This is a genomic window from Dietzia sp. PP-33, assembly GCF_033790845.1.
Lineage (GTDB): Bacteria > Actinomycetota > Actinomycetes > Mycobacteriales > Mycobacteriaceae > Dietzia.
Window position 1 is genome coordinate 66,688 of sequence record NZ_JAMYEI010000001.1, and the last position, 21,203, is coordinate 87,890.

25 protein-coding genes are annotated in these 21,203 nt (G+C 69.4%); 13 read left to right on the forward strand and 12 right to left on the reverse strand.

The features are described 5' to 3' along the window. The first annotated feature begins 140 nt into the window (after window positions 1-140). Window positions 141-1,013, forward strand: a complete 873-nt coding sequence (locus NJE57_RS00335) for an inositol monophosphatase family protein (protein WP_319026389.1) — start codon at window positions 141-143, stop codon at window positions 1,011-1,013. Here NJE57_RS00335 and cei read toward each other — a convergent pair. Further along, on the reverse strand, window positions 1,003-1,578 hold the full coding sequence (gene cei, locus NJE57_RS00340) for an envelope integrity protein Cei (RefSeq protein ID WP_319026390.1): 576 nt from the start codon (window positions 1,576-1,578) through the stop codon (window positions 1,003-1,005). The two genes, NJE57_RS00335 and cei, sit on opposite strands and share 11 nt — an antisense overlap. 268 nt (window positions 1,579-1,846) lie before the next feature. On the opposite strand from cei, the gene NJE57_RS00345 reads away from it, so the two are divergent. Continuing rightward, window positions 1,847-2,149: a DUF4193 domain-containing protein gene (locus NJE57_RS00345; protein WP_179525218.1), complete on the forward strand. Its 303-nt coding sequence runs from the start codon at window positions 1,847-1,849 to the stop codon at window positions 2,147-2,149. Window positions 2,150-2,154: 5 nt separating this feature from the next. Here the strand turns inward: NJE57_RS00345 and NJE57_RS00350 are convergent, their stop codons facing one another. Continuing rightward, window positions 2,155-2,661, reverse strand: coding sequence for a DUF3093 domain-containing protein (locus NJE57_RS00350; RefSeq protein ID WP_319026391.1), 507 nt, complete (start codon window positions 2,659-2,661; stop codon window positions 2,155-2,157). Between the two features lie 54 nt (window positions 2,662-2,715). On the opposite strand from NJE57_RS00350, the gene dut reads away from it, so the two are divergent. The 4 genes from dut (at window position 2,716) to NJE57_RS00370 (ending at window position 5,242) form a co-directional block, all read left to right on the forward strand. After that, window positions 2,716-3,195 carry a dUTP diphosphatase gene (dut, locus tag NJE57_RS00355; RefSeq protein ID WP_319026392.1) on the forward strand — a complete coding sequence of 160 codons (480 nt, stop codon included), beginning with the start codon at window positions 2,716-2,718 and terminating at the stop codon, window positions 3,193-3,195. A gap of 78 nt (window positions 3,196-3,273) precedes the next feature. Next, window positions 3,274-4,101 carry a DUF3710 domain-containing protein gene (locus NJE57_RS00360; protein ID WP_319026393.1) on the forward strand — a complete coding sequence of 276 codons (828 nt, stop codon included), beginning with the start codon at window positions 3,274-3,276 and terminating at the stop codon, window positions 4,099-4,101. A 26-nt stretch (window positions 4,102-4,127) separates the two neighbouring features. Beyond that, a complete protein-coding gene (locus NJE57_RS00365; RefSeq protein WP_319026394.1) occupies window positions 4,128-4,532 on the forward strand; it encodes an OB-fold nucleic acid binding domain-containing protein in 405 nt (134 codons plus the stop codon). After that, on the forward strand, window positions 4,529-5,242 hold the full coding sequence (locus NJE57_RS00370; RefSeq protein WP_413464332.1) for a DUF3159 domain-containing protein: 714 nt from the start codon (window positions 4,529-4,531) through the stop codon (window positions 5,240-5,242). The genes NJE57_RS00365 and NJE57_RS00370 overlap by 4 nt, the downstream gene beginning before the upstream one ends. Before the next feature lie 102 nt (window positions 5,243-5,344). Here the strand turns inward: NJE57_RS00370 and NJE57_RS00375 are convergent, their stop codons facing one another. From NJE57_RS00375 to NJE57_RS00385, 3 genes are all read right to left on the reverse strand, one after another. Then, entirely contained in the window at window positions 5,345-6,208 is an 864-nt protein-coding gene (locus tag NJE57_RS00375) for a hypothetical protein (protein WP_319026395.1), read from the reverse strand. A 177-nt stretch (window positions 6,209-6,385) separates the two neighbouring features. Further along, entirely contained in the window at window positions 6,386-6,910 is a 525-nt protein-coding gene (locus NJE57_RS00380) for a carboxymuconolactone decarboxylase family protein (protein ID WP_319026396.1), read from the reverse strand. Continuing rightward, the gene (locus NJE57_RS00385; protein ID WP_319026397.1) at window positions 6,907-7,503 is read right to left on the reverse strand and encodes a peroxiredoxin; all 597 of its coding nucleotides are present in this window, start codon (window positions 7,501-7,503) and stop codon (window positions 6,907-6,909) included. Before NJE57_RS00385 ends, NJE57_RS00380 begins: the two co-directional genes overlap by 4 nt. A 154-nt stretch (window positions 7,504-7,657) precedes the next feature. On the opposite strand from NJE57_RS00385, the gene NJE57_RS00390 reads away from it, so the two are divergent. Beyond that, complete coding sequence (locus tag NJE57_RS00390) at window positions 7,658-8,593, forward strand: LysR substrate-binding domain-containing protein (protein ID WP_319026398.1); 936 nt, start codon at window positions 7,658-7,660, stop codon at window positions 8,591-8,593. Here the strand turns inward: NJE57_RS00390 and NJE57_RS00395 are convergent. From NJE57_RS00395 to gndA, 3 genes are read right to left on the reverse strand one after another with little or no spacing between them, the layout of a single operon-like run. Continuing rightward, complete coding sequence (locus tag NJE57_RS00395) at window positions 8,550-9,533, reverse strand: hypothetical protein (RefSeq protein WP_319026399.1); 984 nt, start codon at window positions 9,531-9,533, stop codon at window positions 8,550-8,552. The genes NJE57_RS00390 and NJE57_RS00395 overlap by 44 nt on opposite strands. Further along, the gene (locus tag NJE57_RS00400) at window positions 9,530-10,864 is read right to left on the reverse strand and encodes a DEAD/DEAH box helicase (RefSeq protein ID WP_319026400.1); all 1,335 of its coding nucleotides are present in this window, start codon (window positions 10,862-10,864) and stop codon (window positions 9,530-9,532) included. Before NJE57_RS00400 ends, NJE57_RS00395 begins: the two co-directional genes overlap by 4 nt. Beyond that, window positions 10,831-12,303 carry an NADP-dependent phosphogluconate dehydrogenase gene (gene gndA / locus NJE57_RS00405; RefSeq protein ID WP_319026401.1) on the reverse strand — a complete coding sequence of 491 codons (1,473 nt, stop codon included), beginning with the start codon at window positions 12,301-12,303 and terminating at the stop codon, window positions 10,831-10,833. Before gndA ends, NJE57_RS00400 begins: the two co-directional genes overlap by 34 nt. 299 nt (window positions 12,304-12,602) lie before the next feature. Between gndA and NJE57_RS00410 the strand changes: the two genes are divergently transcribed. Next, window positions 12,603-13,367 carry a hypothetical protein gene (locus tag NJE57_RS00410; protein WP_319026402.1) on the forward strand — a complete coding sequence of 255 codons (765 nt, stop codon included), beginning with the start codon at window positions 12,603-12,605 and terminating at the stop codon, window positions 13,365-13,367. A gap of 90 nt (window positions 13,368-13,457) precedes the next feature. Next, window positions 13,458-13,874, forward strand: coding sequence for a PaaI family thioesterase (locus NJE57_RS00415; protein WP_319026403.1), 417 nt, complete (start codon window positions 13,458-13,460; stop codon window positions 13,872-13,874). Window positions 13,875-13,976: 102 nt separating this feature from the next. On the opposite strand, the gene NJE57_RS00420 is transcribed toward NJE57_RS00415, so the two are convergent. Beyond that, window positions 13,977-15,392, reverse strand: a complete 1,416-nt coding sequence (locus NJE57_RS00420; protein WP_319026404.1) for an NAD(P)/FAD-dependent oxidoreductase — start codon at window positions 15,390-15,392, stop codon at window positions 13,977-13,979. A gap of 226 nt (window positions 15,393-15,618) precedes the next feature. Between NJE57_RS00420 and NJE57_RS00425 the strand changes: the two genes are divergently transcribed. Together NJE57_RS00425 and NJE57_RS00430 are read left to right on the forward strand one after the other, a co-directional pair. Continuing rightward, a complete protein-coding gene (locus tag NJE57_RS00425) occupies window positions 15,619-16,971 on the forward strand; it encodes a class I SAM-dependent methyltransferase (protein WP_319026405.1) in 1,353 nt (450 codons plus the stop codon). Then, window positions 16,968-17,447, forward strand: a complete 480-nt coding sequence (locus NJE57_RS00430; protein WP_319026406.1) for a nitroreductase family deazaflavin-dependent oxidoreductase — start codon at window positions 16,968-16,970, stop codon at window positions 17,445-17,447. Before NJE57_RS00425 ends, NJE57_RS00430 begins: the two co-directional genes overlap by 4 nt. 6 nt (window positions 17,448-17,453) lie before the next feature. Here NJE57_RS00430 and NJE57_RS00435 read toward each other — a convergent pair whose 3' ends face one another. After that, a complete protein-coding gene (locus tag NJE57_RS00435) occupies window positions 17,454-17,933 on the reverse strand; it encodes a MaoC family dehydratase (RefSeq protein ID WP_319026407.1) in 480 nt (159 codons plus the stop codon). Window positions 17,934-17,998: 65 nt separating this feature from the next. On the opposite strand from NJE57_RS00435, the gene NJE57_RS00440 reads away from it, so the two are divergent. Then, window positions 17,999-18,769 carry a thioesterase family protein gene (locus NJE57_RS00440; protein WP_319026408.1) on the forward strand — a complete coding sequence of 257 codons (771 nt, stop codon included), beginning with the start codon at window positions 17,999-18,001 and terminating at the stop codon, window positions 18,767-18,769. 84 nt (window positions 18,770-18,853) lie between these two features. Here the strand turns inward: NJE57_RS00440 and NJE57_RS00445 are convergent, their stop codons facing one another. Together NJE57_RS00445 and NJE57_RS00450 are read right to left on the reverse strand one after the other, a co-directional pair. Continuing rightward, complete coding sequence (locus NJE57_RS00445; protein ID WP_319026409.1) at window positions 18,854-19,771, reverse strand: GNAT family N-acetyltransferase; 918 nt, start codon at window positions 19,769-19,771, stop codon at window positions 18,854-18,856. 50 nt (window positions 19,772-19,821) lie between these two features. Beyond that, window positions 19,822-20,175 carry a cupin gene (locus NJE57_RS00450; RefSeq protein ID WP_319026410.1) on the reverse strand — a complete coding sequence of 118 codons (354 nt, stop codon included), beginning with the start codon at window positions 20,173-20,175 and terminating at the stop codon, window positions 19,822-19,824. Between the two features lie 176 nt (window positions 20,176-20,351). Here NJE57_RS00450 and NJE57_RS00455 point away from each other — a divergent pair, with 176 nt between their 5' ends. Beyond that, window positions 20,352-21,095 (forward strand): MBL fold metallo-hydrolase, encoded by a 744-nt coding sequence (locus NJE57_RS00455; RefSeq protein WP_319026411.1) that lies wholly within the window; start codon window positions 20,352-20,354, stop codon window positions 21,093-21,095. Window positions 21,096-21,203 lie beyond the last annotated feature (108 nt).

The following is a 21,203-nucleotide window of genomic DNA, read 5'->3' on the forward strand; positions in this document are numbered from 1 at the left end:
CCGCGTCGGACGCGGCTGGTGGTTGGAGGTCATCGGGCCGAGGGGGCACGATGGGGGCGACGAGCACCCGTTCGTCAGGGTATCTGTCCGGTACCCCCGTGTGACCGGTTCATTCGGGGACGACGACGAGGGGAGCCGACATGGCACGGGACACGGTCGAGAGTGGCGCGGGAGTCGCGGGCACGGATTCGATCGACGAGTTGAGGGAGTTCGCCCGCGGTCTCGCGGTCTCGGGCGGTGACGTGGCCCGGCGGATGCTGGAGCAGTTCGCCACGACGGGCCTGGCGCCCCGCACCAAGAGTTCGGCGACCGACCCGGTGACCGTCATCGACACCATCGTGGAGGAGCACCTTCGTTCGGAGGTGGCCGCCGCCAGGCCCGGGGACCGGGTGTTGGGGGAGGAGGGCGGCGAGGCTGAGGCCGCCGCGGGTGCCGGAGTCGTCCGCTGGGTGGTCGACCCGGTCGACGGGACCGTCAACCTCCTCTACGGGATCCCCTTCACCGCCGTCTCCGTGGCGGCGGAGGTCGACGGGGTGGTCCTCGCGGGGGCCGTGCACAACATCGTCACTCGTGAGACCTGGACCGCGGGCCTCGGCCGCGGGGCGAGCCTCCGGGCCGTCGACGGGACGGACACGGCCCTCACGGCGTCGGGGTGTGACGAGTTGTCGCTGGCGCTCGTCGGGACCGGGTTCGGCTACGACTCGGACGTCCGCGCCGAACAGGGGCGGGTGCTCGCAGGACTGCTCCCACGGATCCGTGACATCCGACGCTGCGGATCCGCGGCGCTGGACCTGTGCATGCTCGCCGCCGGCCGCATCGACGCGTACTACGAGCGCTGTCTCAAACCGTGGGACCACGCCGCCGGTGCGTTGATCGCCGCCGAGGCCGGTGCGGTGGTGGCGGTGTCCCACGACGACGGGGTGCCCACGACCGCGGCCGCACCCGGTGTCGCACGCGAGTTCCTGGCAGCGCTCGAGTCGCTCGAGGCGATCGAGGGCCCGGTCAGCAGCTGACCTCGCGCGCCGCGTCCAACTCGGTGGAGATCGGCTGGCGACCCACCTTCAACTCGTCGAGCGACCCCACGGCGGCCGGTGAGTCGGACAATCTCGAGAAGATCGTCCCCAGCACCAGGTCGACGGAACCGTCCTCACGACCGTCGGACACCAGCTGCATGCAGGGCGCCGCCAGCGAGAGCGACCGCGCGTTCGCCCGCCCCGCCTCGCCGTAGCGGATCTGTCCGTGGCACTCGAGATCCTGCGCGTAGACGGGGTCGTTACCGGTCGCGTCGGTCTCCGCCGGCTGGAAGCCGCGTTCGGCCAGCTGTGCGGCGACAGCCCCGGCCTGCCCGCTCTGGCCGTTCGCGTTGAGAACGCGCACGCTCGTGTCCGACAGCAGGGCCGGCTCGACCGAGTCGAGGGCGCTCGCGGGTTGTGCGCGCAGGCCCGCCTCCTCCGCCGCGGGCGTCACGGGGCACGCCGCGGCCTGCGTGGCGGCGTCGCTGCCCCGGAGGGCGGAGGCCCATACCAGGCCGCCGAGGATGACCGCGGCCACCACGAACAAGATGTAGGGGCTGCGCATACGACCCATCCCCCGAGTGGGGGTCGGACTGGGGGTCGCCTGGGCGCTGAGGTGGACGACCATGAGGGTCCTTCCTGCAGGTGTCGCGGTGCGAGAACCCTGTTCGGGTCCCTGTGGTCACTGTAATCGCCGGGCTTTCCCGAACCCGGCGGGGACACAGTCCGGCCGCTCGGATGAAATCCCTGCTGGTTTCCGTTAATATGCGTGCGCCGGTCGGTCAACGATCGAACCGCCCACCCTCGTCACCAGACCGCTAGAGAAGAGACTCATGGCAACCGACTACGACGCACCCCGCCGGACCGAAGCTGATGAGCTGGCCGGTGATTCGCTGGAGGAACTCAAGGCCCGCAGGGCGGAGGGTGCCACCGGCGAGGTCGACGTGGACGAGACGGATACCGCCGAGTCCTACGAACTCCCCGGTGCGGATCTCTCCGGAGAGGAACTCACCGTGCGTGTGGTTCCCGAGCAGGACAATGAGTTCACCTGTGGCGACTGCTTCCTCGTCCATCACCGCAGCCGTTTCGCCGAGGAGCGGGACGGCCTGCCGATCTGCGTGGACTGCGCCGGCTGAGGCGGTCAGCTGTAGTGGTTGTCCGGCAGCGCCGCGGCCAGTCCCTCGGGGTCGCGGGTGCTGATCAACCAGTACGGCGTGGGGTCCAGCGGGTCGTCCAGGACGACGATCACCATCGTGGGGATGTACCCGCGGTGTACGACGAACGCCTCCGGGTCGAGCTGACGCCCCATCGCGGCCTGCTTCGCGGTCGCCGGCACGACGGCGGTTCGCGAGATCGCGTCGAAGGGCAACCGCGCCCGCCCCGCGTACAGGGTCCCGTCGCCCTGCCCGTCGGACTCGACCTCGACCCGTTCGCGACCCACGGTCACGAACAGCCAACCGAACAGCGCGGGAACGACCACCGCCAGGAGCCACATCCACCAGCGTGCCCCGAGCGTGAAGCACAAGGCCAGGACGAGGGCGGTGACGGCGGCGAGGCCCACCCACCACCAGGCCGGCACCCGGAGACGTTCCGAGTGAACCGGGCGTGGGACGCGGTCGGGCGACGGTCGGAGATCTTCTTCGGTCACGACATCAAGACTATCCATCACCCGGGCGTTGCCCGGTAGGAGGGCGGCGACCACATGAGCAACTCGGATCACCAGGCCGGATCGGGCGGGCCGCTGAGACTACTGAGACTGGACCCGGGTCTCCCCGTGCCGTCGCGGGCCCACCCCTCGGACGCGGGTATCGACCTGTACGCGGCCGCGGACTGCGAACTCGCGCCCGGGCAGCGGTCGCTGGTGGGCACGGGCGTGGCCGTCGCGATCCCGGAGGGATTCGCGGGTCTGGTGCATCCCAGGTCCGGCCTGGCCGCGCGTGCCGGACTCTCGATCGTCAACGCACCGGGCACCGTCGACGCGGGGTACCGAGGGGAGATCAAGATCAACCTGATCAACCTCGATCCGTCCGAGTCGGTCACCATCGGTCGCGGTGACCGTATCGCTCAGTTGATCATCCAGAGGGTCGAACTCTGGGATGTGCTCGAGGTCGCCGAACTCGGGGAGACCGACCGCGGTGGCCGAGGGCACGGATCGACCGGAGGCCACCACCGCCTGACCTGACCGGCGGTGACGTGGTTGGGTAGCGTCAGGAGGCACGGTCCCGACCGGGGCCGGGTCGCACGCGGAGAGGATTCGACCATGTTCGGACGCAAGAAGTCGGTGACCGGGGACCGCGACGCCGCCGCCGCGGAGGCCGCGGACTCCGGGCCGTCCACGACGGGCCCTCACGACCGTTCGGCGGTGGCGGACGTCCCGCGCTACTACACCGACCTCGGCTACGGACACCTGGATCTCGGCTCGCTGGTGATCGGTGTGCCCAAGGGGCGAGATCTGAACGTCGCACTGGATCCCAACGGCCAACCTGAGTTCCACGTCGTGACCGGCGTGTCCAGGGTCATCCCCCGTGCATTCGCCGCCCCCAAGACCGCGGGGCAGTGGCGGACCATGGTCACCGGAATGCGTGAGCAGCTCGAGGGACAGGGCGCCGAGGTGTCCATCGAGGACGGGCCGTGGGGTCGTGAACTGGTGGCCATCATGCCCGGGGCGGTGTTCCGCGCGATCGGGGTCGACGGTCACCGGTGGACCGCCGAGGTGCGCATCATGGCCACGCCGGAACTTGCGGATCAGGCAGCGGACGAGGGCAGGGAGGTGTTCCAGCATCTCCTGATCAATCGTGGCGACGGGCCGATGCCCGTCCGGGAGCAGTTGCCGCTGACCATTCCGGACGAGATCCAGCAGGCGCTGGTCAAGGCCCAGTCACAACTGGCCGCGCAGCAGCAGGCGCAGGCCTACCAGCAGCAGATGGGGGCGGGGCAGCAGGCCCCGGCCCAGGCCGCGGGGCGACAGGAGCAGGCGCCCGCACAGGCCCCGGCACAGGACGCACAGGCCCGGCCGAAGAACCCGTCGGCGCAGCCACGCAGGGACGGCAGCGCCATGGACCGGCTCCGAAGCTCCGACGAGCTCTGATCGTCCCTCCCACGGAGACCGCAACGATGTCCACCACCATGACGCGTCTGATCCGAGGCCTGTCCGCCCGGCTCACCGAATCCCTCGACTCCCGCGACGCCGCGGACCTGGCAGGCGTGGTGCGAGGCACAGGCTGTTGCCATGTCGCGAACGCGGAGCGTGGTCACCGGGTCACACTGGTGGGCCGGGTGCGCACGGTTCTCTCAGGCGGCGGAGAGCACTGCCTCGGGGTGACCGCCGAGGTGTACGACGGTTCGGGAGCGGTGAACGTGTGTTGGCTCGGGCGTACGTCGATCCCGGGTATCGATACCGGTCGTTTCCTCAAGGTCACCGGACGGATCGGCGTCCGCGACGGACAGAAGATCATGTTCAATCCGCGTTATGAATTGCTCAGCGGCCAGCCGGTCGCGGGACGCAGAGGAGAAGCGTGACAGAGTCTGACCGGGCCGCGGAAGAGCCCACGGGGGAGACGTCCGCCGACGGTGCGGGAACACGGCGCACGTCCGCGTTCGGTGACCCCGACGCGTCGCTGATCGAGCAGATGGGCGGAGTCCGCGGACTCGTCTTCTCGTCGATACCCATCCTGACCTTCGTCCCCGTGAACGGGATCTGGGGACTCACGGTGGCCATGTGGTCCGCCCTGGGAGTGGCGGTCGCGATGCTGGCCTGGTCTCTGGTCCGGCGTGACAACCCCCAGCCGGCGGTGTCCGGGTTCATCGGGGTCGCCATCTGTGTCTTCATCGCCTGGCGCACCGGAAGCGCCAAGGGTTACTTCCTGTACGGGATCATCACCCAGGCGGTCTACGGCGGCGCGTTCGCGCTCTCCGCGCTCGCGCGGTGGCCACTCGTCGGCGTGATCTGGGGGTTCCTCGACGGCAAGGGGATGGCCTGGCGTCGGGACCCGCACGCGCGTCGCTGGTACGCGTTCGCCACCTGGATCTGGGCGGGGCTCTTCGCGATACGCGCGGTCCTGCAGTACGCGCTGTATCTCAACGACGAGGTCAACTGGCTCGGAGCCGCGCGGATCGCCATGGGGTGGCCGCTCGCCGTGCTGGCGTTCGTCGCGACGGTCTGGGCGGTTCGGCGCGCATCAGTGCACGAGCGTGAGGCCGAGGAGCCCCGGTTGGACACGCCCAGCTGAGCGGTGTGTGAGAAATACGACGACAGCCCCCGGCGGTGACGCCGGGGGCTGTCGTCGGTGGAGCGAGGTGCGAGGCGCCCTGCGGTCCGGCGCCGCCCGGGATCAGACGGTGCTCGTGGCGGTGCGCGAGAAGTCGCTGGGGCCGGTGATGGTGCGGTAGGCGTACACCGATGCCAGTGTGACCACCGGGACAGCCACGAGGAGACCGACGAACAGAGCCAGGAAACCCACCACCACGACGAGGATGTTGAGCAGTGCCAGGGCGAGCAGATTTCCGGCGTCGGACTTGATGGCGTTGACGCTGGACTTCATGGCATCGATCGCGGTCATGTTCCGGTCCACGACGAAGTGGAGCGTCCAGTAGAGGAAGAAGGCCACCACGAATCCGGGGATGATCAGCAGGATGAAGCCGACCGTCGTGGCGAGTCCCACGAGGATCGCCGCGATGACGAACGCACCGAAGTTGTGCAGCTTGAAGAAGTCGCCGATCTCCGGCTTGTGACCGTCGACCTCGAGCAGTGCACCCCGGATGACGAAAGCCTGGAACAGGAAGCTCACGGCCACCGTCAGGATGGTGCCGACGAACGCCACCGACATCGACTGCGAGTTGGAGATCGAACTGGCGATCCCGTTGGCCACGAACATGGCCAGCGCGATCAGCACCCAGGGCAGGGGATTGTTCTTGAACATCTGCCAGCCGGCGCTGATCGCGTCGGTGGCGGAGACCTTGCCGGTCATCGACGGTCCGCCGCCCTGGCCGGGCGAGGGGTACGCGGAACCGTACGCGGGGTCCCCGTACGACTGCTGGCCGTAGCCCTGCTGGCCGTGACCCTGATCGGGGTAGGGCTCCTGTCCGAATCCCTGGCCGCCGTACTGCTGCTGCCCGTCCCAGTTCTGCTGGCCGGCGTCTGAGCCGTACGGGTCGTTCGGGTACCCGCCTCCTGACGGGGTGCCTCCTGTGGTCATGGCATCTCCAAATCTGTGTGGGTCGGAGTGAAAGATCTTTCCACTTCTCTGACCCCGAACCTAGTCCTGTTCGAGCGATTTAGGGAGTGCAACCTCGCGGGGGACGGCCCGGGAGGCACGACGAGGGCCCCGTCGACCTGTCGACGGGGCCCTCGCTCGGCTGGCCTAGCAGCGGTGTCAGATGTTCGCGTGGATCTCGACGGCCTGCGCGACGCCGGCTATGGTTCCTGCGATCTTGACGGCCTCCCAGGCCTGCTCCTTGGTGACGCCCTCCTTGCGGATGACGTCATCGTGCGCAGCGGTGCAGTTCTCGCACCCGTTGATCGTCGACACGGCCATGGACCACAGTTCGAAGTCCGCCTTGTCCACACCCGGGTTGGCGATGATGTTCATCCGCAGGCCCATCCGGACCTGGGTGTAGTCGTCGCCGAGGAACTCCTTGGCACGGTAGGCCACGTTGTTCATGGCCATGATGGACGCGGCGCCGAGCGCGGCGTTGAACGCCTCGTCGGACAGGTTCTCACGAGCCTCGTCCGCGATCTCGGAGAGCACGGTCTCCGACCGGGTGGCCGCGGCGGTGGCCAGGAAGGTGCCCCAGAGCTGCTGCTGGGACAGCTCCGTGGAGCGCGCGAGCGACCCGAGATTCAGCTTGAGATCCTTGGCGAACTCGGGGAGTCCGGACTTCAGGTTCTCGATGGTCACTTGATGCCCTCCTGCAGCATGTCCATCTTGTTGATGTTCTTGGTCGGGTCGTTCTTCTGCCAGTTGCAGGCGCAGACCTCGGACGACTGGAGGGCGTCGAGGACGCGGAGGACCTCGTTCACGTTGCGACCCACGGCGTCCGGGGTCACGGAGACGAACTGGATGACGTTGTCCGGGTCGACGATGAAGGTCGCGCGATCGGCCACACCGTCGGCGTTCTCCACGCCCAGCTCCCGGATGAGCTCGTGCTTGATGTCGGACAGGAGCGGGAAGGGGACTCCCTTGAGCTCGTCGTTGGTCGCGCGCCAGTTGAAGTGCGCGAACTCGTTGTCGATCGAACCGCCGAGGACCTGCGTGTCGCGGTCCTGGAAGTCCTCGTCGAGCTTGCCGAACGCGGCGATCTCGGTGGGGCAGACGAAGGTGAAGTCCTTCGGGTAGAAGAAGATCACGCGCCACTTGCCGGCGTAGGACTGGTTCGTGACCGTCTCGAAGTAGTCCTCGGGCTGCTGTGCGTTGACCGCCTGCAGGTCCCCGCCCTTGAGGGCGGTGAGCGAGAAGTCCGGGAACTGGTCTCCGATGGTGAGAAGTGCCATGTGATCCTCCTGTGATTGGGGCCGTGTGGGAACGGACATGCCCGACTATGCCCGACGTCCAGTGAGAGGTAAAGCCTAATGAGGCGAAGATCACTCATAGGGGCGAGCGAATAATCGTCGACTTTGGGCTATCAATGGTCTTACACTCATCGCCATGGCCAATCACCGTTTCGTTCCGAGCGTGACCCAGCTCAGGGTGTTGCTCGCGGTGGCGGAACGACTCCACTTCCGCAGCGCAGCGGAAGACCTCGGCATGAGCCAGCCGTCCCTGTCCCAGGCCCTGGCGACCCTCGAGGACGGTCTCGGAGTGCACCTGGTGGAACGGAGCACCCGGACCGTGCTCGTGACCCCTGCCGGACACCAACTCCTTCCGTACGCGCGCACCGCCGTCACCGCGATGGACGCGGTCGCCGACATCGCCGCCGGCAGCGGGGGGCCGTTGTCGGGCGACCTGCGCATCGGCGTGATCCCCACGGCCGCGCCCTATCTCCTGCCCGGTCTCCTCCCGGCGCTGGCCGAGAGCTTCCCGGATCTTCGGCCGAGGATCGTCGAGGATCAGACGGCCAGACTGGTCGACCAGTTGCGCTCAGGGGCGATCGATGTCGCGATCATGGCCGTCCCGACCGAGATGTCCGGGGTGATCGGGATACCGCTCTACACCGAGCCCTTCGCCCTCCTCGTTCCCGCCCGGCACGCGCTCGCCGGACGCGACGACCTCTCGCTCGAGGCACTGGTGGACCTCCCGCTGCTGATGCTCGACGAGGGGCACTGCCTCCGCGACCAGACGGTGGACCTGTGTCGTCGGGTCTCGGCACCGATCCTGGGCCGGGGCGGGTCCCGGACCGCCTCGCTGACCACCGCGGTCCGTTGTGTGGCAGGCGGGCTCGGGGTGACGATCGTCCCGGAGTCCGCCGTGGGCCCGGAGAGTCGGGACCCCGCGATCGGGGTCGCCCGATTCCTCGCGCCCGAACCCGGCCGGACCATGGGGCTGGTCCTGCGCACCGCCACGGCCGGCGATGACGCCTATGCCGAGTTCGGCCGGGTGATCACCGACGTGGCGATAGCTCTGTTCGGCGCGACCCCGGCGTGACCGGGGTCGGTTGCGCTCCACCGGTGCCGTTCCACATCGTCGCCTCCAGGGTCCCGACCGCGTCCAGGAACCTCGCCCGGAGCGCCTGGGTGCGTCGGATCCACCCACGCTGATAGGCGACGAACTCCGCCCGACCCTCGGGAGTCTCCACCGCGATCGGGTCGAGTCCCCAGGCGGACAGGTCGTAGGGGGAGGAACGCATGTCGACCTCCCGGGCATCGAAGGCGGCCACGAGTGCGTCGAGCAGGAGTTCACCGGGGGCACCCGCCTCCATCCCCGCGACGTGCGAGTAGAGATCCATACCGGCGTGTAGACATCCCGGCTGCTCGTTCCGGGCCTGCCCCTCGCGGTCGAGGACATCCTGGTTGAGGGGTGCGGCGGCGTCGGTGAAGAAGCGGAAGGCGTCGAAGTGGGTGCACCGGAGGCGGGATTCGCCGACCACCCGGTCGATCCGTGCGTGGGACACGCGCAGGGGAATCCGATCATGACGGATGTCCTCCTCTGCGCTCCCGTAGAGCATCGCCCATTCGTGAAGGCCGAAACAGCCGGTCGCTCCGGGCCGCGAGGCGGTGGAGCCCACGACATCGCGTGCCCGGTCGATGCGGCGCCCGCACCGGGTCAGGACGGAGGCGGGGTCCACCATGAGACCCACCCGACCGTGCAGGGATGCGCGTTCATAGTGCCGCCAGTCCATTCGTTCGGTCAGATGGGCGTTCTCCAGGATCATCGCGGGGCCGGGGTGCCACCGCCGGACGGTGGCGACACTCGTCCGGTAGTAGGTGAACACGAAATCGACGACCGGGTGTGGCTCGCCGCGGCGGCGACGACCGAGGTGGTCGACGGTGAGCTCGTCCACGACCGCGGTATGCCGCTGCTCGAGCTCCCTCCAGAGGGACTCGGGGACGAGGGCCGGTGTGCCGGGAGGGTGTCCCGCGCTCACGACCGCCGCTTCTTCTTGGGGCGGTGTACACGGGATCGGGCGGGGCGTCGGGAACGCGCGGGCGGTGCGGACTCCCTCCGACGCCGTGGTAGCGCGATCTCCGGACCGAACAGTTCGTCGATGCGGCGCAGGGCGTCACGCCCGGTGAAGTCGACGGGCTCGACGGTCATACCGACCTCGCCGGCCAGCGCACTGATCCGGGCCACCTCCGACGGACGCACGATCGCGGCCACGACCCCGGCGGCGTCGTCCCCCCGCCCGGTGCGGCCGGAGCGGTGGACCAGATCCTGCACCGAATGGGGAGGCCCCACATGGACGACGTGGCCGACCCCGTCGAGGTCCAGACCGCGCCCGGCGAGGTCGGTGCTCACGAGCACCCGGACGGTTCCCGACGCGAGGTCGGCGAAGGCCCCCGCTCGCCGGGTGGGGGATGCCGACCCCGCGACCCCACCAGCGGTCACACCGGTCGCCGCGATGGACGCGCGCAACGGCTCGACCGCGTCGCGGCGGGGTACGAAGAACAACGCGCGCCGGCAGCGGGAGGCCAGAGCGACCGCACAGCTGTCCGGGTCCGGTGCGGACACCACGACGAGCCGGCGGGGAGCCCCGGTGGCGGCGACCGACCGTGACGGCCCTGGGTCGACGGGGGAGTCCACGCGGTGGATCCGGAGCCCGGGTCGTCGGCTACGCAACCCGTCCTCGACGACGGTGTCCGCCGTGGCCGTCGTGGACAGGAGCGTGGCGTCGCCGCACTGCTCCAGGAGAACGGCGGTCTGCTCCCCGAAGGACGGGCCCAGGAGATGGTCCGCCTCGTCGAGGACGAGGACGGTCACATCGACGGTGGACAGCGCGCCCGTGCGGATCAGGTCACTCAGGCGGCCCGGGGTGCCCACCGCCACATCGACAGGGGGCACGAGGGATCGACGGTCGGTCGCGAGAGGCTGACCACCGACGAACGTGGCGACGCGCAATCCGGCGCCGGCTCCGACCTCGGCGAGGACCTCCCCGTTCTGGACCGCCAGCTCACGGGTCGGGGCGACCACGATCGCACGCGGCCGACCGGGAACGCTCGGCGACCCGGCAAGCCGGTGGGTCACCGCGATCGCGAACACGAGGGTCTTGCCGGAGCCTGTCGGCGCCACCGCGAGGAGGTCGTGCCCGGCGACCGCGTCCTCGAGAGCGGCGGATTGGATCGCGCTGGCCGGACCGTCGACGACCGTGGAGACGGCGTGCCGGATCGGGACCTCCACGCCGAGCCCGGCGAGTAGACGGCCCAGATCGGTCGGAGCCGGCCCGGTCAGACCCGGACCTCCGTACGATCGCCGCTCCACAGGGTGTGGAAGCTGCCCTCGCGGTCGGTCCGCAGGTAGGTGTGGGCGCCGAAGAAGTCGCGCTGCCCCTGGATCAGTGCCGCCGGCAGGCGCTCCGTCCGCAGCCCGTCGTAGTAGGCCAGGGCCGCGGCGAACCCGGGCGCGGGGATACCGGCCGCCACGGCTGTGGTGACGACCCGCCGCCAGCTGTCGACGCAGTCCGCCAGGGCCTCGGCGAAGTACGGGGCGGCCAGGAGCGTCGGCAGGTCGCTGTTCTCCGCGTAGGCCTCCCGGATGCGATCGAGGAAGGTCGCACGGATGATGCAGCCGCCGCGCCAGATCGTCGCCAGGTCGCCGCGCGCCACATCCCAACCGTGCTCGGCGGTCGCTGCGGTGATCTGGTCGAACCCCTGGGCGTAGGCGATGACCTTGGAGGCGTACAGGGCCCTTCGCACATCCTCGACGAAGTCAGCGCCGGTCTCGGCAGGCGTCGACACCGTGCCGGAGGGAAGGGCCAGGCCGGCCTCGCGCTGGGGCACCGAACTCGACAGCGCGCGTGCGAACACCGCCTCCGCTATGCCGGTCACGGGGACCCCGAGGTCGAGGGCTGACTTGACCGTCCAGCGACCGGTCCCCTTCTGGCCCGCGCGGTCCACGATCACGTCGACCAGGGGGTACCCGGTCTCCGCGTCCACCTGGGCGAGCACCTCCGCGGTGATCTCGATCAGGTAGGAGTCCAACTCGCCGGTGTTCCACTCCCGGAACGTCTCGGCCATGGCCGCGGGTTCGATCCCGGCCACGCCCCGGAGGAGGTGGTAGGCCTCGCCGATGAGTTGCATGTCCGAGTACTCGATGCCGTTGTGCACCATCTTCACGAAGTGACCGGAGCCGTCCTCGCCGATGTGGGTGCAACAGGCGGTGCCGTCGACCTTGGCGGAGATGTCCTCGAGCATCGGCCCGACGACCGCGTAGCTGGAGGCCGGGCCGCCCGGCATGATGGACGGCCCCTCGAGGGCGCCCTCCTCGCCCCCGGAGATGCCGGCGCCGATGAATCGGATACCGCGCTCGGCCATGGCCTTCTCGCGCCGGATCGTGTCCGTGTAGAGCGAGTTGCCCCCGTCGATGATGATGTCGCCCTCGTCGAAGGCGTCCGCGAGAGCGTCGATGACCGCGTCGGTGGGCGCCCCGGCCTGGACCATGACCAGTGCACGTCGGGGCGAACGCAGCGCAGCCGCGAACTCCTCGATCGTCTCGGTGCGGACGAAGTCCCCGTCGCCACCGTGCTCGCTCAACAGTGCGTCGGTCTTTCCGGCGGAACGGTTGTGGACCGCGACCGTGTATCCGTGTCGCGCGAAGTTCCGGGCGATGTTCGAACCCATCACGGCGAGTCCGGTTACTCCGATGTCGGCGGTCCCGTTGTTGCCGGAGGTCGGCTGCGCGTCCTCGCGCTCAGTACTCATGACTCCAAGACTAGTCGACGCCACCACAGGCAGTGGACCTGCGTCGATAAGAGATCGAGACCGCTCGGCCGGGGCGCCGGAACCTGTGCGTTTGCTGACAAGTCAGTCGTGCACTGAGTGCAGCCTTTGCCCTGGCCGGCAAAAATCCCTTGGTCGTGGGTGGTGGTGTGTTGTATCACTTATTACCGAGCCGGGACACCGGTGCCACCGCGGAACGGGGGGAAATGCGCCGCGGTCCGGCACCTGCAGGCAGGTGTCCGGCCGCGTCACAGGCACATCACCAAGGGGGAAGAGCAGACATGACCAGCTCCACGCTGCCCACACGGCTGGTGGGTACGCGCACGGTGTTCGACGACACGGTGGACGTGCTCGGCGGATTCAGACCGGGGTACCCGAAGTTCTACTCGATAGCGGACCTGGGTTCGCAGTCCCGGCGCCGATGGGTTCCGCTGGAGCAGGCCGTCGAGGGCGGGCGTGTCGAGATGATGTTCCGCAACTACTTCGCCGAGTCCGGGGATATCCGCTTCTCGACCTACCTCGTCGCGGATGCGTTCGCGCACGGGGTGATCGGCCGGGCGGTCGCGAGTTTCGTGACCATCGGCCGCGTATGGGACACCGGTGCGGAGAACCTGGCGGTCCGTACCGACATCGAGGGTGGGCTCGACTGGGCGGGTGTCAGGGACACGACGTTGCGCGTGTTGGGAGACGACCAGTCGGCGGGTTCGCCGGGGACGGTGGTCCTGCCGTGCGAGCAGGCGCTCGCCCAGTGGCTCGCCTGTCGCTCACGCATCACCCTGGGTCCTGTGTTCGACGGCCTGGCCCTGGTGAGCAATTGCAGCGTCGACACGCTCTGGTCGGTGGTGGGGGAGTGTGTCCTCGGCGCCGCGACCATCGTCCCGACCTTTGCCGACACGAGCCCCGAGGTCGGCTACCGTCGGGGCCAGATGGTCCTGCAGGCGCTCCATGATTCCGGTCTGGCGGTGCGCAGGCGTAGTGCCCTGCCGCGCACTCCCGGGGCGGGGCCGATCCCCGTGCGGGACAGGGGTTGGCGCTCGGTTCGCTGAGGGGCCGGGACCCCTCTCCGGGAAGTCGGCCGCGCGGTAGCGTCGGAACCCGTATCGCCCGGACGGCCCGGGCCTGCAGAAAGAGGTTCTATGTCCGAGGCGGTCGAGAACGAGCTCATCCAGATGGTCCGAGGGCGGTCCGGTGCCGGTTTCGGTGGCGGGATCGGCATGGAGTACGTCGAGATCACTCCCGACAGGGTCGTGGTCTCGGTGGAGATCGGTCCGCATCTTCACCAGCCCTACGGGATAGTGCACGGCGGTGTCTACTGCGCGATCGCCGAGGAGGTCGCGAGTGTCGCGGGCGCGGTCTGGCTCGGGGGCGAGGGCAAGGTGGTCGGCGTCAACAACTCGACCGACTTCCTCCGCGCGGTCACCGAGGGCACGCTCACGGCGACCGGCACCCCTGTGCACCGGGGCCGCAGTCAACAGCTCTGGCGCGTGGAGATCACCGGGGACGACGGGCGGACGGCTGCCGTGGGACAGGTCCGATTGGCGAACCTCCAGTAGGGGCTACCGGACGGGTGAGGGGCGCACGGCGGGAGATGCTCCCGCCGCGCGCCCCTCACCCGTCCGGCGCTGCCGTGTCCGTCTCAGGACACCCGCAGCGGATCACCGGGCCCCGGTACGCGCGTTCTCCTCGGACTCCCTCGCGGATCGCGCCGCTTCGTCGGCCGCGACCCTCTCGATCGCCTGGCGGGCGTAGACCCACTGCTGCGTGGACGTGAGCTGTGAGCGGTGCTCGCCGCCCATGTGCATGCCCCAGGAGAACATGGTCGTGAGTCGGTTCTTGAAACCGACGAGGTAGGCGAGGTGAACCACCAACCACATGACCCATGCGATGAAGCCGGAGATCTCCAACCGGCCGACCTTCACCACGGCGCTGTAGCGGGAGACCGTGGCCATGGAGCCCTTGTCGAAGTACTTGAACGGCGGCCGTTCGGCGGGTGACGTGCCCTTCTCGACACCGGCGATGATCTGCTTCGCGGCGTACTTGCCACCCTGGATCGCGACCTGTGCCACGCCGGGGAGGTTGTCGAGGCTCATCATGTCGCCGACCACGAAGATCTCGGGATGCCCGGGAAGCGAGAGGTCGTTGCGCACCAGGACCCGACCGGCCCTGTCGATCTCGGCATCGGTCTGGTCTGCGAGCATCTTGCCGAGGGAGCTGGCCTTGACACCGGCGGACCAGATCTTGCAGGTGGCGTCGATGCGGCGGACCGAACCGTCAGGATCCTTCACCTCGATGCCGTGGTAGTCCACGTCGGTGACCATGGCGTTGAGTTGGATCTCGACGCCCATCTTCTCGAGCCGGGCCCGGGCCGCGTTGCCCAGCTTGTTGCCGAACGGCGGCAGGACCGCGGAGGCCGCGTCCAGGAGGATGACCCGGGCGGAGGCGGGATCGATCCGGCGGAAGGTGTTCTTCAGGGTGTGTTGGGCCAGTTCGGCCACCTGGCCGGCCATCTCGACACCGGTGGGACCCGCACCGACGATGATGAACGTCAGGAGTCGGCGGCGCTCCTCCTCGTCCTCGGTGACCTCGGCCTGTTCGAAACAACCGAGGATCCGGCTCCGCAACTCCAACGCGTCGTCGACCGTCTTCATGCCCGGGGCCCAGCGCTCGAAGTGGTCGTTGCCGAAATACGACTGGTTGGCTCCGGCGGCGACGATCAGGCTGTCGTACTCGAGGTCGAATCCGATGTGCCCGGCGGTGGCGTAGACGGTCTTGGCCGCCACGTCGATCCGGTTGACGTCGCCGAGGATGCAGGTGGCGTTCTTCTGATCGCGGAGGATGAGCCGGGTGGGCGGAGCGATCTCGCCGACGGAGAGGATTCCCGTGGCAACCTGGTACAGGAGCGGCTGGAACAGATGATGCCCGGTCTTGGCGACCAGCGTCACGTCCACGTCCGCCTTCTCCAACTGCTGGGCGGCGAAGAGTCCGCCGAAGCCGGAACCGATGATGACTACGCGGTGCCGGCGGCCGGCAGGTGCGGTGGCGGTGACCTGGTCGTGTGCGGGCTCGGTCATGGCGGCTCCTGATGAGGGTGGTCTTGTGGTGACGGGCGCGGTGGCTCGACGGTCAGGGCCCGGGCGGGTGACACCCGGACACGACTCCCCAGCGTAATGGTAGGGGGTATCCCGTGCACGCGATGCCGGTCCGCGCGGGGGACCGTCGCCCCCGCCGCGCCTGACGGGAACCGGCGGCGTACGGCGGTACCGTCCCCGGTGACGACGCCCCAGAGGGAGGGACCCGGTGGTCAGACTCGAACCGCAGACGGTCGACCTCGAACGCTGGCCCGCGCTCGCGGAGCCGGACGGGATCGGCGGCCAGACCGCCGGTGAGGTCGCGCAGGCACTGCGGAGGTCCACCCGCGAGCTCGGTCTGAGGATCGACTACCCGGATTCGACCGCGGCCGGGGAGTACGACGCCCCGGTCCGCATCGTCCTACGCGACCCGGAGCGCTTCTGGGCGCGCCTGGCCGCAGCCGGGGTGGTGGGACTGGGGGAGTCGTTCATGGCCGGCGAGTGGGCGGCCTCCGACCTCGGTGCGGCCCTCGGGGCCCTGGGCCCCTGGATCGCTGGCAACGCCGACTGTGCGCACCCGGGCGAACGGGCCTACGGCCGGGAGGGTCGAGGTAACCCCGGTGGCGGTCGTCGGCGCGGGGGGCCGGTGGCGGTCGAGCTCGAGGACTCCGTCCCCGGTGCGCTCACCTCGCTGTACACCGACGAGACGATGTCGACGTCGGGGGCCGTGTTCGCCTCCGGCGCGCGCACCCGCGCTCGCCTGGACGACGGGACGGAGGTGGTCCGTCTCGAGGCCCCCTCGGCGCCGCCGAGGCGAAATGACCTGGGAGATGCCCAGCGGCGCTCGGCCGACACCCTTCTCACCCTGGCGGGGGTCGGCCCCGGGGCCCGCGCGCTCGTGGCCACGCCCGGCTGGGGCGAGCTGCCCATGCGTGCCGCCGAGCGCGGCGCCCACGTCCGGGCCATGACCGCGTCCACGGAGAGACTGTCGGCCCTGGGGTCGAGGTTCGCCGCCGCCGGTCTCGACGACGAGATCACGCTCTACCTGGGTGGCCCGGCCGAGGCGCGGGGGACAGTCGACGCGGTGGTCGCGGTCGACCCGGGCATCACGGCGGGGCCCGCCGGCTACACAGAGGTCGTAAACACAGCCGACCGACTCCTGACCGACGGCGGCAGACTGGCGATCTCGGCGGTGGTGTGCGCGGAGCGACCGAAGCCGGCGGTCATCGAACTCGCGGCGTGGGAGTCGCGCTACGTCTCGGAGGCCGGTCCGTTGGTGTCCTGGCCGGAACTGGTGGCAGCCATCGAACGATCACCCCGACTGCGACTGCGCGGACGCGTCGAGGCGACTGCTCATCACGCGGAGACGGTGCGGTTGTGGTCGGAGCTGTTCGCTCACCGCGGACGGGATGCGGCGGCCCTGGGTTTCGACGCCGTCTATCGGCGGATGTGGGCGTTTCACCTCGCGGCGCTCGAGGCCGGCCTGAGGCGGGGGTGGCTCGAGTCGGTGCAGGTGGTCGCGATCGCGGAGAGCGCCCTGCCCCCCGAGGCGGACCACCGGCATCCTAGAGTTCGTCCATGAGCAACTTCCTCACCCCGCTGGCCGTCTGGTTCGGGCGCCAGGACGCCACACGCGAGAACTCCCACCTCGTCGTGACGGTCGACAGATGGATGACGCGGATCACGCATGGCCGGGTTCCACTGCTCCGGGTCGCCGGCCTGCCGACACTCACGCTCCACGTCCCGGGGCGCAGGAGCGGCGCGCTTCGCAGCACACCACTGCTCTGCGCGTCCTGGCACAACGGTCTGGTGATCGTCGGCTCCAACTGGGGAGGCGAGAAGATGCCGGCGTGGGTGCACAACCTCCGTGCTGCGGGCGACGGGGAGGTCGAGATGTCGGTCTACGGTGCGAGGCTCAAGGTCGACGTGCGAGAGCTCCCCGAAGCCGAACGGGCCTCGGCCTGGGACGCGGCCGTCAAGGTCTGGCCCAACTATGAGATCTACGCGGGACGGACGACCAGGCATCTCCCGATCTTCCACCTGACCCCCGGGCTCTGACGGGCCTCAGCGTCGGGCGACCATGTTGAGCGCCGTGGCGGTCAGCACCGGGTCGCCGTCCTGGTTGAGCAGGGTCACATCCGTGGTGAGCACCCCGCGGTCCGGTTTGCTCCTGGAGGGGCGCACGCCCGTCGTCTCGCAGACCAGGGTCACCCGGTCGCCGGGACGCAGCGGCCGCACCCAGCGCAGCTCGTCTATCCCGGGTGAGGCCAGACTCGCGACACTGGTGAGGTAGTTGTCGGCGAACAACCGCATCATGAGAGCGGCCGTCTGCCATCCGCTCGCGATGAGCCCGCCGAACGGGCCCGCGGCCGCCGCGTCGGGATCGGTGTGGATGCTCTGCGGGTCGTACCTGCGGGCGAACTCCACGATCTCCCCGGCGTCCACCGACTCCTCGCCGAACCGGTATGTCGCGCCCTCGGTGTAGTCGTCGAGGTATCTGTCATCGATCGGGGTCGCGAACTCGTCGTAGGCCTTGTCGTCCATGGTCTCTCCCGGGTGCCGGTGTGTACCCTCCCAGTTAATCATCACTCACCGACCGGAGGCAGGCGATGGCGTACTTCGACCGGCTAGGTGAGGACACGTTCCGTCCGACGGGACACGTCAGTGGCGCGTGGGACGAGTCGACCCAGCACATCGGTCCGGCCCTCGGACTGCTCGTGCACGTACTCGAGTCGGACTGCGCCTCGAGGCGCGAGGACCCGATGGTCGTGTCACGGTTGTCGTACGAGCTGTTGGGCGTGGTCCCCATGGACGTGGTCGATGTACGGGTGGAGGTCGTCCGGCCGGGCCGGACGATCGAACTCGTGGAGGCCACCTACGGTCACGGGGACCGGACGGGGATCCGGCTACGTGCGTGGTTACAGCAGCCCCGCGACACCGCGGAGATCGCCGGTGAGGGTTTCGATCCGATCCCACGGCCCGACGAGATGGCGCCCTGGGATCCCACGACGATCTGGAGGGGCGGCTACCTCGCGTCCGCGCAGGTCCGACGTGAGTCGACAGGTCCCGGTCGATCGCGGTACTGGGTCCGCACGGATGTGCCGCTCCTGGCCGACGAGGAGGTCAGCACGCTGGCACGGATGACCGGGTTGTTCGACATCGCCAACGGAATGGCCGTGCGGGCCGACCCCACGCGCGTGCACTTCCCGAACATCGATCTCACCGCCCATCTGGTGCGGCCGCCGCAGGGGGAGTGGACCGGGTTCGACACCCGGGTGACGTTCGGCCCCGGTGGTCTCGGGCTCACCTCGAGCGTGATCCACGACCACCGGGGCCCACTCGGGACCGTCGCGCAGTCCCTCACCGTGCGGCCCCGGTGAGCTGGCCACGTGGTGAGACGGTGACGCAGTGCGGGTGACGCAGTGCGACAGTAGCGCGCGGTGACGACGACACCGCCCTGAGCTCTACATCTGACGCAGATAGCACCGCATGCCGGAGCCCGAGTCCGGGTCGACGTCCGAGAAGCCGTGACGGGTGTAGAACCGCCGGGCATCGACATCGTCCGAGTCCACGTTGATGAGGATCTCCTCGCACCCTCGCCGAGAGGTGTCGGCCAGCGCGAGTTCGATTATCGCGGTACCGACCCCGCCCGACCGGAAATCCTTGTGGACGTAGAGTTCCTCGAGCTGCGCGAGAGGCCCGTCCCACAGGGGAGTGGGACGAAAGGTGAGGAAGGCGAAGCCGATGTCCGTACCGGCCTCGTCACCATGGGTGAGTCGCGCGACGACGGCGAGGACGTCGTCGCGATCGAGTAGTCGCCTGAACCGATCCGCAGCCTCCGCGGCGCTCGGCGAGGGGCAGTCGAACTCGGAGTTGAAGTCGTGGAGGAGGCCGCCGAGCGATGTCGCGTCCGCTGCCGTCGCCTCACGCACCTCCGCCTGCACGGTGGAACGGGAGGACGCCCGGACGGTGGAGGGGCGATCTCCTTCGAGGAGGCTCCCGAGGCGGTCCAGATCGGCCGCCACGGTTGCCGCGTCCTGCTCGAACTCGTCGTCGTCCTCGTTGAGTTGTCGAACGGTCATTACCACCTCGGCGCCGTGCGGGTGGGGTAATACGCGAAGCGGGTTGTACACGGTCGTGCCGTCGGGCAATGTGACCTCGTGGTCCAGGACGCCGAAGTCGTTCCGGGGTAGGAACCGCACGCGGACCCTGCCCATCGGGGAATCCACGACGAGGGTCGGCCCGTCAGCCGTGTCCTCCACATCCACCTCCGCGGTGGCCAACCCCGACGCCCAGGAGGGGAGGGTGGCGGGGTCCGAGGCCAGCTCGTAGACCTCCGCGGGCGAGCGGCGGATCACCGTACTGACGTGCCGGGTGCGCATGCCACCCAGTGTCCTCTCCCGTTCCGGGTCCGCGCCAGGGGTATGGCCGGTCAGGCGGAGGGCGGCTCGGTGTAGCTGCCCTGACCCTCGATGCTGGTGACCGTGGTGAGCAGGAAGACCGAGTCCTCTCGTGCCCTGACCGCGTGACGGTGGTGGGTGAGGGTGTGGAGTTCACCGGCGGCGATGTCCACCGTCGTCTCACCGGTCACCTGGACAGCCCCCTTGATCAGGTAGAGGCTGGCCGCCGGGGGCGAATTGTGCTCCTCCAGCTCGGTGCCGGCGGTCAGGGCCAGCAGCGACTGGCGGAGCGGGCCCTCCCGGACGAGGATCTCCGCGTGGCGGCCGTGCGCGGACTCCGAGGCCCGGGCCAGGATTCGATCGGCGGTGTCGGGGACGTTGTTCATGGGTCGAGATCACAACCTTCCGGTGGTTGAGGCCGACGCTACGCGCTTTCCTCCGACCCCGGGACCGGTGAAGGGCAGGGCCCGTCGCGCCGGAGTCCACGCCCGGTCTCCGGACTCCGGTTGCGAGACCATCGGACGCGGACCACGCTCGCCCTCACGACGACGAGAGGACCGCCGTGCACGCCACCGAGGTCGCCGACCGGGTTCATCGCCTGGCTCACGCCCACGTCAACTGCTATCTGATCGACGACGACGAGGGCGTCACCCTCGTCGACGCGGGCCTCCCCTCAATGTGGGGACTCATGCTCGAGACGCTGGGCCGGTTGAATCGGCGACCCCACGATATCCGTGCCCTGGTGCTCACCCACGGACACTTCGACCACGTGGGTTTCGCCCGCCGGGCCCGGACCGAACTGGACGTTCCGGTCCTCGTGCACCCGTACGACGTCCGACTCGCCGCGCACCCGTACAGCTACACCCCGCAGAGCAACCGGTTCCTGTACCCGCTCGCTCACTCCCGGTCGCTCCCCGTGCTGGGGAGGATGGCGGCCGCGGGGGCGCTGACAGTCAAGGGGATCGAGGACGCGGGGGAGTTGTCGGTCGATGCGGACCTGGGCCTTCCCGGCGACCCGATCGCGATGCATGCGCCCGGCCACACCGGTGGGCACTGCATCGTGGCACTACCGGCCCGCGATGCGGTCATCAGCGGCGACGCCCTCGTCACGCTCGACCCCTACACCGGTGCGACCGGGCCGCAGATCGTGGCCTCCGCGGCGACCGCGGACACCGCCCTGGCGATCGATTCGCTGACTTCTGTCGCGGCCACCGGAGCTCGATCAGTACTCCCCGGCCACGGTGAGCCGTGGGATGACGGTGTGGACACCGCGGTTCGGCAGGCCCTGGCCGTGGGCGAACATTGACATCGCGACGGGGTGATCTCCCGTCCGTCCGCACCGGGTCCCCGGGGGCGGGACCGCGCGCGGGTCGGAGGCCTGGTAATGGTTCAAGGTGAGAGTGGAGTGGAGGGT

What these genes read in the sequence shown, in the direction of transcription:
- NJE57_RS00445 (WP_319026409.1), bottom strand. Translation starts at nt 19,771, where the DNA reads ATGCGCACCCGGCACGTCAGTACGGTGATCCGCCGCTCGCCCGCGGAG.
- dut (WP_319026392.1), top strand. Translation starts at nt 2,716, where the DNA reads ATGAGCAACTCGGATCACCAGGCCGGATCGGGCGGGCCGCTGAGACTA.
- NJE57_RS00430 (WP_319026406.1), top strand. Translation starts at nt 16,968, where the DNA reads ATGAGCAACTTCCTCACCCCGCTGGCCGTCTGGTTCGGGCGCCAGGAC.
- NJE57_RS00385 (WP_319026397.1), bottom strand. Translation starts at nt 7,503, where the DNA reads ATGGCACTTCTCACCATCGGAGACCAGTTCCCGGACTTCTCGCTCACC.
- NJE57_RS00420 (WP_319026404.1), bottom strand. Translation starts at nt 15,392, where the DNA reads ATGACCGAGCCCGCACACGACCAGGTCACCGCCACCGCACCTGCCGGC.
- NJE57_RS00375 (WP_319026395.1), bottom strand. Translation starts at nt 6,208, where the DNA reads ATGACCACAGGAGGCACCCCGTCAGGAGGCGGGTACCCGAACGACCCG.
- NJE57_RS00450 (WP_319026410.1), bottom strand. Translation starts at nt 20,175, where the DNA reads ATGAACAACGTCCCCGACACCGCCGATCGAATCCTGGCCCGGGCCTCG.
- NJE57_RS00345 (WP_179525218.1), top strand. Translation starts at nt 1,847, where the DNA reads ATGGCAACCGACTACGACGCACCCCGCCGGACCGAAGCTGATGAGCTG.
- NJE57_RS00410 (WP_319026402.1), top strand. Translation starts at nt 12,603, where the DNA reads ATGACCAGCTCCACGCTGCCCACACGGCTGGTGGGTACGCGCACGGTG.
- gndA (WP_319026401.1), bottom strand. Translation starts at nt 12,303, where the DNA reads ATGAGTACTGAGCGCGAGGACGCGCAGCCGACCTCCGGCAACAACGGG.
- NJE57_RS00335 (WP_319026389.1), top strand. Translation starts at nt 141, where the DNA reads ATGGCACGGGACACGGTCGAGAGTGGCGCGGGAGTCGCGGGCACGGAT.
- cei (WP_319026390.1), bottom strand. Translation starts at nt 1,578, where the DNA reads ATGCGCAGCCCCTACATCTTGTTCGTGGTGGCCGCGGTCATCCTCGGC.
- NJE57_RS00360 (WP_319026393.1), top strand. Translation starts at nt 3,274, where the DNA reads ATGTTCGGACGCAAGAAGTCGGTGACCGGGGACCGCGACGCCGCCGCC.
- NJE57_RS00435 (WP_319026407.1), bottom strand. Translation starts at nt 17,933, where the DNA reads ATGGACGACAAGGCCTACGACGAGTTCGCGACCCCGATCGATGACAGA.
- NJE57_RS00365 (WP_319026394.1), top strand. Translation starts at nt 4,128, where the DNA reads ATGTCCACCACCATGACGCGTCTGATCCGAGGCCTGTCCGCCCGGCTC.
- NJE57_RS00390 (WP_319026398.1), top strand. Translation starts at nt 7,658, where the DNA reads ATGGCCAATCACCGTTTCGTTCCGAGCGTGACCCAGCTCAGGGTGTTG.
- NJE57_RS00440 (WP_319026408.1), top strand. Translation starts at nt 17,999, where the DNA reads ATGGCGTACTTCGACCGGCTAGGTGAGGACACGTTCCGTCCGACGGGA.
- NJE57_RS00415 (WP_319026403.1), top strand. Translation starts at nt 13,458, where the DNA reads ATGTCCGAGGCGGTCGAGAACGAGCTCATCCAGATGGTCCGAGGGCGG.